A 13,390-nucleotide genomic window follows, 5' to 3' on the forward strand; every position below is an offset into this window, starting at 1 on the left:
GTGCTTTGCGTGAGAATCTTTTTTGACAAGCGTCTTCCGGAGCGAAAAAATATCTCACGCAAAGCACGCAAAGGTTTTTTTATCCTTCAGCCTTCAGCCTTTTTTTATTCCACAAACAAGGGCACCACCTCAAATCGTCCCACATCCACCAGTCCCATATCGGTGAGCTTCAGTTCGGGAATCACCGGCAGGGCCAGAAAGCTGAGGGTCATGAAGGGATCGCGGAGGGTTCCGCCCATAGCCGCGGCCGCTGCGATCAGGTCGTCGAGCCGATCCCGGATGACGGTCATGGGCTCGGGGGACATCAGCCCGGCGATGGGCAGGGGCAGGGCCGCGCGAACATCCCGTTCAAAGGCGGCACAGAGGCCGCCGCCCATTCGAACGACGGCCTCGAGGGCGGTTTTCATCGCCTTGTCGTCGGTACCGACAACGATGATGTTGTGACTGTCATGGGCCACGCTCGAAGCCAGGGCGCCCCGGCGCAGGCCGAATCCCCGGACGAATCCCAGACCGGTCCCGCCCTTTCCCGTATATCGCTCGACCACGGCGATCTTGAGGATGTCCCGCGAGGGGTCGGCCACGGCCATGCCGTCCCGGATTGTCGCGTCCAGGACGGACTGCCCCGTAACCAACTGGTCGGGAATCACATCGATGACCCGGATGCGACGGCCCTGGGCGGGAAGGGCGAAATCGACGGTGTCCGGCGCGATGTGCATGGACGGAGGGAGCCCGGCGGACAACGGACGGGGAATTTCCGGACGCATGTTGCCCTTCTCGGCGGTCAGGCGCCCCCCGACGTAGACGGCCTCGGCCCGGGGGGCGCGGAGATCCGGAAAGATCACCATGTCGGCCCGGCGGCCGGGGGTGAGTGCGCCGACGTCGTGGAGGCCGAAATAGCGGGCGGGGTGCAGGGTGCCCATCCGGATGGCCGAGACGGGATCGAGCCCCAGTGCGACGGCGCTTCGGATGATGTGATCGACATGACCTTCCGCGAGAATATCATGGGGGTGTCGGTCGTCGGTGCACCACATCATGCGGTCCATGGTCTTTTCGTTGATGACGGGAAACAAGGCATCGAGGTTTCGTGCGCCGGTTCCCTCCCGGATCATAATGTGCATGCCCATGGCCAGCTTCTCGCGGGCCTCGGCGGCTGTGGTGCATTCGTGGTCGCTTTCGATGCCCGCGGCGACATAGGCGGCGAGGGGCTTTCCGGTCAAACCCGGCGCGTGGCCGTCCACGCGTTTTCCCTGTTGCCGGGCCAGGGCGATTTTTCCCAGAACAGCGGGATCTCCCGCCACGACTCCCGGGAAGTTCATCATTTCAGCCAGGGCACGGATGCGCTCCTCACCCATGAACCGGGAGAGCTCCCGGACGCCGAGGGCTGCCCCGGCCGTCTCCATGGCCGTCGCCGGTACGCAGGAGGGGAGGGTGTAGTAGACGCCCAGGGGCTGGTTTTCGGCTGCCGCCAGCATGTAGCGGATGCCTTCGACGCCGAGGACGTTGGCGATTTCATGGGGGTCGGCGACGACGGTGGTGACGCCCAGGGGCACCACCGCCCGCGCGAACTCGGTAACCGAGGCCATGGCGCTCTCGATGTGGAGGTGGGCGTCGATAAAGCCCGGGGCGACAAAGCTTCCGCTCAGGTTGACGACGGTGTCGGCGGCGTAATCGCCGAATCCGGCGATGCGGCCGTCGATCACCGCGATATCCACGTTTTCGATCCGGCCCGAGAGGACATCGATCATTCGGCCGTTCTTCAAGAGCAGGTCTGCCTGTCGATCCCCTCGCGCGCACTGGATGAGCCTCTGAGCATCCATAAAACCTCCTTGGGACTGTTCGGTCGGGAACGGCCGGCATCCTGACGGGTTCCCTGTGCACAAGAGCGTGTTCAGCGCTCGCATAATGAAGATCTCAACTTTCGACTTTCATGATGGTAACCGGAAAGCGGTGCCGGGAGGATACGGCCGGGCCCCCCGGAGCAAGCTTTAGCGGCACTTGAACGAAACCGCGTGGGGCGCGGGCCGTATCCTCCCGGCACCGGCCTATGAAAGTCGAAAGTTGAGGAAGATGCTGTACCATGGAATGTCCGGCCGGAAAAGGGGAATCGATATCTTTTTCGTTGTTTGACCCGGCATTCGATGATAGATTAACCGTTTAACATCACGATGGATTCGAATTCCGGGTCCGTCGTCTTCGGCGATTTTGAAAATCGATTCTGTATGCATTCAACTTTCGGCTCTCGCAATGGTAACCGGATAGCGGGGGAAGGCAGAGGTCAGAAGGCTGAAGGCTGAAGACTGAAGACTGAAGACTGAAGACTGAAGGATAAAAAACCTTGGCGTTCTTTGCGTGCTTTGCGTGAGACATTTTTTCGCTCCGGAAGGCGCTTGTCAAAAAGGATTCTCACGCAAAGACGCAAAGACGCAAAGGAAAAACGGGGTGAAAAGACAATGTCAAATCCGATCGTGCTCTCCCAGGAACTGGCCCGCGAGGCCGACAAGCGATGGGATGAATTCCGGGCTTCGCCGGCCTATGCCGACGCCGAGGGATACATAACGTCCGAACTGGCCGAATTCCTGAGGCGTGCCTTTGCCGTCAGCGACTTCATGCTCAAAAACTGCACCCGGAACCCCGAAATGACGGCGGCGCTTTTCGAGAGCGGCGACCTCTTCCGGGGCTACGATGGGGAGGCTTACGCCCGAAGCCTCGCAATACTGCTCGAAGATGTCGAGGACGAGGCGGGCCTCTCGCGGATTCTGCGGCTCTTCAGGCGAAGGGAGATGACCCGGATCGCCTTTCGGGACCTGTCGGGGCTTGCCGACCTCTGGGAAACCATGGCGGACCTGTCCTCTCTGGCCGAGGGCTGCATCGCGGCCGCCCTGTCATGCCTCTATGACCGGCATTGCGTCGCTCTCGGCACACCCATGGACGGCGAGGGACACGCCCAGAAGCTGGTGGTTTTCGGTATGGGAAAGCTGGGGGCCCGAGAACTCAACTTTTCTTCGGACATCGATCTGATCTTCGCTTATCCCGAATCCGGCGAGACCCGGGGCGGCCCCCGGATCGTCACCAACGAGGAATTTTTCATCCGGCTCTCCCGCCGTCTCATCCATGTGCTGGGGGCGAACACCGCCGACGGCATGGTCTTCCGGGTCGACATGAACCTCCGTCCCTACGGGGAATCCGGGCCCCTGGCCATGGGGTTCGATGCCATGGAAACCTACTATCAGGAACAGGGGCGGGAGTGGGAACGGTATGCCTGGATCAAGGCCCGTCCGTTGGCCGGCGATTTTGCCGCCGGCGACCGCCTTGCCGCCGCCCTCCGGCCCTTCATCTATCGCCGGTACCTTGATTTCGGGGTATTCGAGTCCCTGCGGGAGATGAAACAGATGATCGCCCTCGAGGTGAAGCGCAAGGGCATGGCCGACAACATCAAATTGGGACCGGGCGGCATTCGGGAGGTGGAATTTTTCGGTCAGATCTTTCAGCTCATCCGGGGCGGCGTCGTTCCCGCCCTTCAGGAGCGGCGGATTTACACGGTGTTGAGCCTGCTGGTGCAGGAAGGCTGCATTGCCCCCGAGACCTGCAGGACCCTTCAGGAAGCCTATATCTTTCTGCGCCGGGTCGAGCATCGCCTTCAGGCCGTCAACGACGCCCAGACCCATGTACTGCCGAAGGATGAACCGGGGCGGGCACGCCTTGCCGCGGCCATGGGCTTCGACGGATGGGCTTCGTTTTATGACTGCCTGGACGCCTATAGGGCGGCGGTCCACGGTCATTTCAACAGTCTTCTCAAGATGGAGGAGAGCGCGCCTGAGAAGGATGCGGCGGCGGAGCCTCTGGCCGAGATATGGGATCGTCCCCGGGATGACGCCGACATACGGTCCATTCTCCAATCCGCGGGTTACGACGATCCCGAAGCCGCTTTCAGGTGCATCAAATCCTTCCGGGATGAGCTCGGCGATCAGGTTCTCAGCAGGGAGGGACGGGATCGGATCACCCGCCTCATGCCCCTGGTGATCGCCGGGGCCGGGCGGACCGATGATTCCTGCATCGCCTTGGAGCGGACTATCGATCTGATCCGTGCCATCCGTCGACGGACCAGCTACGTGGCCTTGCTCCTGGAGAACCCCCATGCCCTGGACCATCTTATTCGGCTGGCCGACACCAGCGCCTGGATCATGCGGCTTCTGGCACGCCAGCCGGTGCTCATGGACGAGCTGCTGGACGCCAGGACCCTTTACCTCCCTCCGGAGCGCTCCGAGCTGGAGGCATCCCTCGCGCGCAACCAGGCCAAAAGCGACCCCGACGATCTCGAGGGCCATATGGACGCTCTGCGTCTCTTCCGCCAGATAAACACCCTCAAGGTGGCCGCCGCCGACATCACCAACGCCATCCCCCTGATGCGGGTCAGCGATCATTTGTCCGACATCGCCGAGACGGTGCTGCGCCGGGTCGTGGAGATGTCGGCGGTTCACCTGTTCGAACGGCACGGGACACCCCCGTGCGATCCGCCGCTCCTTCCCGGAGAGCGGGGCTTTGCAGTCATCGCCTACGGCAAGCTGGGCGGGCTCGAGCTGGGTTATGATTCGGATCTCGATCTCGTATTCCTCCATTCGGGCGTCGGCGGACTCAGCGACGGCCGGCAGCCCGTGGACACCACCACCTTTTACAGCCGTCTTGGGCAACGGGTCCTCCACATGCTCTCCACCCATACGGCCGCCGGTCGGCTTTACGAGGTGGACATGCGGCTCAGGCCCAGCGGGGCCGCCGGCATCCTGGTGTCTTCGGTGTCGGGCTTCCGGGAGTATCAGTTGAACGAGGCATGGACCTGGGAGAAACAGGCTCTGGTCCGGGCCAGGCCCATCGTCGGCGACCCCCGGCTCATGGATCGATTCCAGGAGATCCGTCGGGAGATCCTGGCCCAGCCGCGAAATCGGGAGGCCCTTCGGGCGGAGATCCGGGACATGCGGGCACGGATGCGAAGAGACTTTCCGGCGCCCGAGCCCGGACAGTTCGATCTGAAGCAGGGGGTGGGGGGTATGGTGGACATCGAGTTCCTGGTCCAGTACCTGGTGCTGCTGGAGTCCCACCGCCGGCCCGAGATCCTGAGATGGACCGATAACGTCCGCCTCATCCGGTCCCTGGCCGACGCCCGAATCATCGATGAGATCACGGCTTATTTCCTGAGAAAAGCCTACCTGACCTATCGGTCCATGGGCCATAAGCTGAGCCTTCGGGAAAAACCCGCCAGGGTATCCGATGACCGGTTCATCGAGCTGCGGGAACGGGTGACGGCGGTCTGGCGGCGATATGTGGGCACGGATAGTACGTCATAGCGTTGGCTTCAATCCCCGATGGCGGCTGAAAAGAGGAGTGGGGCCGTGTAACGCCGGTGTCAACCGGCCGTATCGGAGCGCCTGAGGTCGACGGTTTCCGCCCGGCAGAGGCGGATCAGATCCCCCGGCGCGAGCTCGATCTGGAGGCCGCGCTTTCCGGCGCTGAAAAAGATGGTTTCGAAGGCTGCGGCGGAGGCGTCGATGAATATCGGGAGCCGCTTTTTCTGACCCAGGGGGCTGATGCCGCCCACCACATACCCCGTGGCCCGCTCCGCTGCTGCGGGATCGGCCATGGCGGCCTTCTTGGCGCCGGCCGCGGCGGCGACGGCCTTGAGGTCGAGCCGGCCGGAGACGGGAACCATGGCCGTCGCAAGGGGGTGCTTTCCGCCCTGAAGAGAGACCACCAGGGTCTTGAACATCCGTTCCGGGGGCACCCCCAGGGCTTTCGCGGCCTCCCGGCCGTAGGCATCCGTATCGGCGGCGTGGACATAGGCGTGCACCGTGTGTGGGATCTTATGCTTTTTCAGTATGTTGATCGCCGGGGTCATGACGGCTCCGCCCGGACGGCTACCGTGCCATGGCCAGCCGGACGCCCAGGAACAGCATGACGGATCCGGTCAATCCGTCAAAGGTCCGATGGACGGCGCGGCGTTTCAGCCAGGTCCCGGCGCGGTTGACGATGAGGGCCAGGAAGCACTGCCAGACCATGGCGACGACGAAATGAAGCCCGGCCAGGAAAAGGGACTGCCGCAGGGCCGAGCCCGAGGGATCGATGAACTGGGGCAGGAAGGCCATGTAAAAGACCACGGCCTTGGGGTTGAGGACGTTGGAGAGAAACCCTTCCACGAAAGAGCGCCGGGGGCTGAACCGAAGTGGCGGGACGTCCCTGAAGGACGGTGACGGCGTATCGCCGGGTTTCCAGGCGTGCCGGAGGCTTGCCGCCCCCAGCCAGATCAGGTAGCCGGCCCCCGCCAGCTTCAGGACGCTGAAGGCCAGGGCCGACTGGAGAAGGATGACGGAGATGCCCACGGCCGACACCGCGGCGTGGACGAAAAGGCCCGTGCAGATGCCGAAGCTGCTGACGGCGCCGTCCCGCCAGCCGCCGCGGCCGGCGTTGCGGATGATGAGCAGGGTGTCCACCCCCGGCGTGAGGGTGAGCAGGGTGACGGCGATGAGGTAGGTCCGGAATTGGGGATCCATTATGGGTCTTTCCTGATCAGGTCAAGCCGGTTTCAGGCGGATCTGAATCCGGCGGCCGGCAAATGCCACCGTGTCTCCGGAAAAGATTTTTTTCCGTTTCCGGGTCTCCACCGCATTATTGACCAGAACCTGCCCGTCCGCAATGGCGAACTTGGCCTCTCCGCCCGATGCGACCCAGTTTTCCATCTTGAGGATCTTGTAGAGCTCGATGGGCTCCCGGTCGATGATGATCTCGGGAACGGCGGTCGGCTCGTGGTGTTTCGTGTTCACGGGACACTCCTTTGTGGTGTTGATGTTCTCGATACGGCCGCCCCGGCATCGGGCATACGGCCGTCCAGCACTTCCCTCAGAAAATATCCGGTGTAACTCCCGTGTGATCGGGCCACTTTCTCCGGTGGGCCCTGGGCCGTGATCCGGCCGCCGGCGCTCCCGCCCTCGGGACCCAGGTCGAGGATCCAGTCGGCCGTTTTGATGACGTCCAGGTTGTGCTCGATGACGACCACCGTGTTGCCGCCGTCCACGAGGCGCTGGAGAACCTGAAGAAGCATCCGGATGTCCTGGAAATGGAGGCCGGTGGTGGGTTCGTCCAGAATGTAGAGGGTTTTTCCCGTGTCCCGCCTGGCCAGCTCCCGGGCCAGTTTGATGCGCTGGGCCTCGCCGCCCGAGAGCGTCGTGGCCGACTGGCCCAGCTTGACGTAGCCCAGGCCCACGTCCATGAGGGTGACGAGGATGTGGACGATCCGGGGGTGTCCGGCGAAGAGCTCCCGGGCCTCGCGCACCGACAGGTCGAGGACGTCCGCGATGGTGTGCCCCTTGTACTTTACCTGGAGGGTCGCCTCGTTGAAGCGTTTCCCCCGGCAGGTTTCGCAGGGGACGTAGACGTCGGCCAGAAAGTGCATCTCCACCTTGATGTACCCGTCGCCGCTGCAGGCCTCGCATCGTCCGCCCTTGACGTTGAAGGAGAAGCGCCCCTTTTTGTACCCCCGCGCCCGGGACTCGGGCAGGAGGGCGAAAAAGTCCCGGATGGGGTCGAAGACCTTGGTGTAGGTGGCCGGGTTGCTCCGGGGAGTCCGGCCGATGGCCTTCTGGTCGATGTTGATGACCTTGTTGAGATGGTCGAGCCCCTCGACGGACCGATGTTTTCCCACCTCCAGGGCGGACTGGTGGAGGTGCCTGGCCAGGGCCGGGTAGAGGATCTGGTTGACGAGGGTCGATTTGCCGGCGCCGGAGACGCCGGTGACCGCCACCAGAAGCCCCAGAGGGATCTTCGCCGTGATGCCGGCCAGGTTGTTCTCGGCGGCGCCCTTGACCACGATCCAGTGATTGCCGGTCTCCCCGGGGCTGCGCCGCCTCTGGGGGACGGGAATCCGCTCGACGCCGGCCAGGTATCGCCCGGTCAGGGAGACGGGGTTGTTCCGGATCTCTTCGGGCGCGCCCTGGGCGACGATCCGTCCCCCCAGGAGTCCGGCCCCCGGCCCGATGTCCACGATCCAGTCCGAGGCTTCCATCGTTTCCTGGTCGTGCTCGATGACGATGAGGGTGTTGCCGATGTCCCGCAGGTGCTGAAGGGTCTCCAGGAGCTTGATGTTGTCCCGCTGGTGGAGACCGATGGAGGGTTCGTCGAGGATGTAGAGAACCCCCGTCAACTCCGAGCCCACCTGGGATGCCAGTCGGATGCGCTGGGATTCGCCGCCGGAGAGGGTCGGTCCCTTGCGGTCGAGGGAGAGGTAGTCGAGCCCCACGTTGAGCAGAAAGCCCAGTCGGCCGACGATCTCCTTCAGGAGTTCCTCGGCGATGAGCTTCCGGTTGCCGGTGAGCTCTAAGCTGCTCAGAAAGGCGTGGGCCTCGCTAACGGTCATCTCCGTGATCTCGATGATGGACCGTCCGCCGACCCGGACGCCCAGGACCTCCGGCTTGAGCCTGCGGCCCTTGCAGGTGCGGCACGGATTCTCGGACATGAACCCGGCGTACCACCGCTTCTGGCCCTCGGACTGGGTCTGGAGGTAGCGGCGCATGAGCGCGTTGACCTCGCCCTCCCATGCCATGGTGATGTCGCCCTGGATCTTCTCGGAATCCCATCGGACTTTCATTTCCCGCCCCTTCGAGCCGTAGAGCATGAGATCCCGCTGCTGTTTGGGAAGCTTCTCCCACGGGGTGTCGAAATCGATGCCCCACCGGCGCGACATGGCGGTGAGCTTGTTGAGCCCCCAGGACCGGCTGCCGTTGTCGTTTTTCATGAAATAGCCGCGCCAGGGAATGACGGCACCCTGCCGGATGGAGAGGGTCTTGTCCGGAACGATTTTTTCGGGGTCCATGGAAAGCTCGCTGCCGATGCCGTTGCAGTCCGGGCACATGCCCTGGGGGGAGTTGAACGAGAAGAGGGGCGGATCGAGCTCGGGATAGGCGATGCCGCAGCAGGAACGGGCTTCGCTCATCCTGAGATCCTCCCGACCCAGGACATGGACGACGAGCCGCCCCCGGCCCAGGCGCAGCGCCGTCTCCACCGAATCGGTCAGCCGCTTCCGGAAGGCCTCGTCGTCCTTGACCGAGAGCCGGTCCACCACCACCTCGATGGTGTGTTTCTTGTGCTTCTCCAGGCCCTGGATGTCCTCCAGATCCCGCACCACGCCGTTGACCCGGACCCGGGCGAACCCGTCGGCGGCCAGATCCTGAAAAATCTTCCGGTGCTCCCCCTTGCGGTTGTCGATCACCGGCGCGAGGATCAGAATTTTGGCTCCGGGCGGGATCTCCATGATCTGGTTCACCATGCTCTGGGCATCCCCCCGGCCGACGCGACTGCCGCACCGGTAACAGTACTGTTCGCCGATCCGGGCGAAGAGGACCCGGAGGTAATCGTAGATCTCGGTGATGGTGCCCACGGTGGAGCGGGGGTTCTTGCTCGCCGATTTCTGCTCGATGGAGATGGTGGGTGAAAGCCCCCGGATGGTGTCGTAGCGGGGTTTCTCCATCTGGCCGATGAACTGGCGGGCATAGGCGGAGAGGGACTCCACGTATCGGCGCTGGCCCTCGGCAAAGATGGTGTCGAAGGCGAGGCTCGACTTGCCCGAACCCGAGACCCCGGTGAAGACGATGAGCTTTTTCTTGGGCAGCTCCACGTCGATGTTCTTGAGATTGTGTTCCCGCGCGCCCTTGACGATGATGGCCTCCAGTTCCCCGGATGCCGGGAGAGGCTTGCGGCGTATGGAGAAAGGGGTCGGCCTTTCGGCCGGGGCTGGTGGGGCGGAAGGCGTGGACTTTAAGCTTTGTTTCATAATTACCTTTTGTGTCTCGGGACGTTATTGCTGATCATCGGACAAGGGATATAATGAGGGCTTTTTCGGATTTTTCAAGAGGGGGCGGCAAGAAGACCGGTCCGGAGGATCTTCCGGCGTCGCACCCCGGATTATTGTGGGAATAAGGGAGTTTTTGATGTTGACACGGCGTCTTCAACCTGATTTTGATCACCGTAGCGGATTCCGCCGATAAGGGCATCCGTTATCGCTCGACGCCGAAAACGGCATGCACCGTCAAAAATCTTTTGGGGTGCGGCATCAAAAAAACTACAGGTCTATCCGTTCCAATGGTATATAGAAAAGTTAATTTTCGACGTTCATGATGGTGGCCGGATGACACCGGCCCATCAAAGTCGGAAGTTGCGTTATGATAAGATGTTGACAACGTCGTAAACAAGGGAAAGGAGATCAAGGTGGATTTGGAGGATGGAAACGGCGACTCTGCTGATTTTCCAAGGCGTTCAGGGGCTGCAGTACCGCCGGAGGCGGGTTCAGGAAGTCTTCGCAAGTCTCATGAAGCTCGGAAAGGCGGCGGAATGAAGCGAATGCATTGCGGATACCTCCTGCCGGCGGGTGTTGCCGGCGTGGTGATCGGAGCCGGGGCGGTCATGGCGGCAAGCCCGGGAAGCGGGGATGTCGCCGGTGCTTCAAATACCCATATGGACGCTGTTCTTCTCGTGACCTATGTGCTGCTCGCTCTGTTCTTCTCCTTTCTCTGTTCGGTGGCGGAGGCGGTCCTGCTCAGCATCACGCCGTCTTACATCCTCGGACAGAAAGCGCGCAGACCAAGGCTTGCGGCCCTGCTCCGACGGTTGAAGCAGGACAGAATCGATCAGTCCCTGGCCGCCATTCTGACGTTGAACACCATCGCCCACACGGTCGGCGCCATCGGTGCCGGCGCCAAGGCCGCCGACGTCTTCGGCGCGGCATGGTTCGGTGTTTTCTCCGCCGTCATGACATTGATGATCCTGTTCCTCTCCGAGATCATTCCCAAGACCCTCGGTGCCGTTTACTGGCAGAGGCTGGCGGGGGTCACGGCGCTCTTCGTGAGGGCACTGATCTCGATTCTCTATCCCCTGATCTGGATATCGGAGGGGCTGACCCGTCTCATCGCCCGCCGGAAGGCGGTGCATGTGTTCAGCCGCGACGAGTTCATCGCTATGGCCGGCATCGGGGAGCAGATCGGACAGCTCGACAAACGCGAATCCCGGATCATCCGGAACCTGTTCCGGTTCGGCTCCCTCAAGGCCCGGGATATCATGACCCCGCGAACGGTGATGCAGGGTCTTCGCGAGAACATGACGGTCACGGAGGCCCTGGCGGCCGACGACGCCCTCCCGTTCTCGCGCCTGCCGATCTACCGGAAGGATCGCGACGACATCACCGGGTTTGTTCTGAAGGACGACATGCTGCTCTCAAAATTCCGGGGGCAGGGGGATGTCCGCCTGGAAAGCCTGAAGCGTGAGATCACGACCGTCCCCGACGATATGCCCCTCTCCGGCCTCCTGGAATATCTCCTCGACCATCGTCGCCACATCGCTCTCGTGGCCGACGCTTTTGGGGCCACCGTCGGGTTGGTGACCCTCGAGGACGTGGTGGAAACGCTCCTGGGCATGGAGATCGTCGACGAGATGGACCGGGTCGAGGACATGCAGGCGCTGGCCCGGCAGCAATGGGAAAAGCGGGCCCGTGCCCTGGGCCTGGAAGCCTACAACGCGCCGTCTATATCGCCGGACACCGACGATTCGTCGGACCCGGAGGACTCCCCGCTGTAAGGTCATGCCGCCATGCCGACGGCGGAGCGAAAGGGGCTGCTCAAATCCCCCCCTGAGCCCCCTCGCAATAAATTCGAATTCAATTTTCCACTTTCATGATGGTGAGACCGGATAGCACCGGCCTATGAAAGTCGAATGTCGAGTTTGAACTCTCCAAGCCGTTTCAACGCCCCTCTTCTGATTTTACACTGAAAAACGACATCAGCACCTGTCTGAGAGCGGTTCTCCCCGCCCCATAAGCGTTTTGATGCGCATCGTAAAATTCTATCGAACAGCCTTGAAGAATAGAATAAATCGATTAGAATCATTGGGAAAACAATGATATAAGAATTATATCGATAGCCATTATGAGATCAGGCGCCGGGTCGTTGAACAGGGTAACCATTGTTTTTCAACTGTCAGGGGCCGGTACCGAACCCATATCGGAGGATGAGCATGGATATGAAATTTATATTTGTGTGTCCGACGCGAAACGAGGTGTTTGAAAGCGCGGATTTCACAATATTGGATAACAGGGGCGTCATAACCGACGGGTCCGGGAACAGGGTTCTGGATGCAAAGGTGGCCCTCAACGGCCCCTGCCCCTTTTGCGGCGAAAAGCATGTGTATCACGCCGGTGAGTTATCCTGTCCGTTCGGTGAATAGCGTTTCTTGGTCAGCAAAGAAAGGATGAAGGGATCGATGGGGGGGAAAAATATTTTCGCAACGAAATGGGGCGTGATCGGGGTGGGGGCTGTTATCGGAATCCTGGCGCCCGTGCTGCAGAAACTGGGCAATCCCGGCAACATGGGGATTTGCGTGGCCTGCTTTGAACGCGACATGGCCGGCGCGCTCGGTCTTCATCGGGCGGCGGTGGTGCAGTACATTCGTCCCGAGATCATCGGTTTTGTCCTCGGCGCGATGGTCGCTGCCTACATTTTCAGGGAATACAGGCCCAGAGCAGGCTCGGCACCCATTGTCCGGTTTGTTCTGGGCGTTTTCGCCATGATCGGCGCCCTGGTGTTTCTGGGATGCCCCTGGCGAGCCGTCCTGCGGTTGGCCGGCGGCGACGGCAACGCCATTCTGGGATTGACGGGGTTAACCGTCGGCATTTGGATCGGCACCCTGTTTCTCAAATCAGGATACACCTTGGGCCGCACGCAGGCGACGCACACCGCGGTCGGTTGGATCCTACCGCTGATCATGGTCGGGTTTCTGGTGTTGATGCTCGTATTCCCGCAGGTCGAAGGCCAGGACAAAAGCGGCGTCTTGTTTTACAGTCTCCAGGGACCCGGCGCCATGCATGCCCCCCTGTTGTCTGCTTTGGTCGTGGGGATCGCCGTTGGTTTCCTGGCGCAGCGAAGCCGTTTCTGCACCATGGGTGCCATTCGGGATGTGGTGCTGTTCGGACAAACCCATCTGCTTTCCGGTTTCATTGCCCTGGCGGTTTTTGCGTTTTTGACCAACCTCGCACTCAACCAGTTTACGCCCGGCTTTGCCGGTCAGCCCGTGGCGCACACCCAGCATTTCTGGAATTTTGCCGGCATGGCTCTGGCAGGACTCGCTTTTGCTCTGGCCGGCGGATGTCCCGGCCGACAGCTTTTTCTCGCAGGTGAAGGGGATGGGGACGCCGCCGTATTCGTACTGGGAATGATCGTGGGCGCTGGGTTCGCCCACAATTTCGGGCTGGCAAGTTCTCCCGGCGGCGTAGGCCCTCACGGCATTGCTGCAGTGGTTGTGGGCTTTGGGGTTTGTCTGTTTGTTGGTTTTACCATGAGAAGGAAAAGCGCATAAAAGGAGGGCT

The 13,390-nt window shown here is 61.8% G+C and carries 8 protein-coding genes; 3 read left to right on the forward strand and 5 right to left on the reverse strand.

The features are described 5' to 3' along the window. Positions 1-104: 104 nt before the first annotated feature. Complete coding sequence (gene ade / locus dmul_RS01620) at positions 105-1,817, reverse strand: adenine deaminase (RefSeq protein ID WP_020878633.1); 1,713 nt, start codon at positions 1,815-1,817, stop codon at positions 105-107. 633 nt (positions 1,818-2,450) lie between these two features. On the opposite strand from ade, the gene glnE reads away from it, so the two are divergent. After that, on the forward strand, positions 2,451-5,339 hold the full coding sequence (gene glnE / locus dmul_RS01630) for a bifunctional [glutamate--ammonia ligase]-adenylyl-L-tyrosine phosphorylase/[glutamate--ammonia-ligase] adenylyltransferase (protein WP_020878401.1): 2,889 nt from the start codon (positions 2,451-2,453) through the stop codon (positions 5,337-5,339). Between the two features lie 59 nt (positions 5,340-5,398). On the opposite strand, the gene ybaK is transcribed toward glnE, so the two are convergent. Genes ybaK through uvrA form a run of 4 tightly spaced genes read right to left on the reverse strand, consistent with a single transcriptional unit; the run spans position 5,399 to position 9,811 of the window. Continuing rightward, positions 5,399-5,887, reverse strand: a complete 489-nt coding sequence (gene ybaK, locus dmul_RS01635) for a Cys-tRNA(Pro) deacylase (protein ID WP_020878400.1) — start codon at positions 5,885-5,887, stop codon at positions 5,399-5,401. A 19-nt stretch (positions 5,888-5,906) separates the two neighbouring features. Next, on the reverse strand, positions 5,907-6,539 hold the full coding sequence (locus dmul_RS01640) for a LysE family translocator (protein ID WP_020878399.1): 633 nt from the start codon (positions 6,537-6,539) through the stop codon (positions 5,907-5,909). A gap of 21 nt (positions 6,540-6,560) precedes the next feature. Further along, positions 6,561-6,809: an RNA-binding S4 domain-containing protein gene (locus dmul_RS01645; RefSeq protein WP_020878398.1), complete on the reverse strand. Its 249-nt coding sequence runs from the start codon at positions 6,807-6,809 to the stop codon at positions 6,561-6,563. Next, a complete protein-coding gene (gene uvrA / locus dmul_RS01650; protein WP_020878397.1) occupies positions 6,806-9,811 on the reverse strand; it encodes an excinuclease ABC subunit UvrA in 3,006 nt (1,001 codons plus the stop codon). Before uvrA ends, dmul_RS01645 begins: the two co-directional genes overlap by 4 nt. A 557-nt stretch (positions 9,812-10,368) precedes the next feature. Here uvrA and dmul_RS01655 point away from each other — a divergent pair. After that, positions 10,369-11,607 (forward strand): CNNM domain-containing protein, encoded by a 1,239-nt coding sequence (locus dmul_RS01655; RefSeq protein WP_020878395.1) that lies wholly within the window; start codon positions 10,369-10,371, stop codon positions 11,605-11,607. Positions 11,608-12,288: 681 nt separating this feature from the next. Further along, the gene (yedE, locus tag dmul_RS01665; protein WP_020878393.1) at positions 12,289-13,380 is read left to right on the forward strand and encodes a YedE family putative selenium transporter; all 1,092 of its coding nucleotides are present in this window, start codon (positions 12,289-12,291) and stop codon (positions 13,378-13,380) included. Positions 13,381-13,390: the final 10 nt, after the last annotated feature.

The organism is Desulfococcus multivorans, from assembly GCF_001854245.1.
Classification (GTDB): Bacteria; Desulfobacterota; Desulfobacteria; order Desulfobacterales; family Desulfococcaceae; genus Desulfococcus; species Desulfococcus multivorans.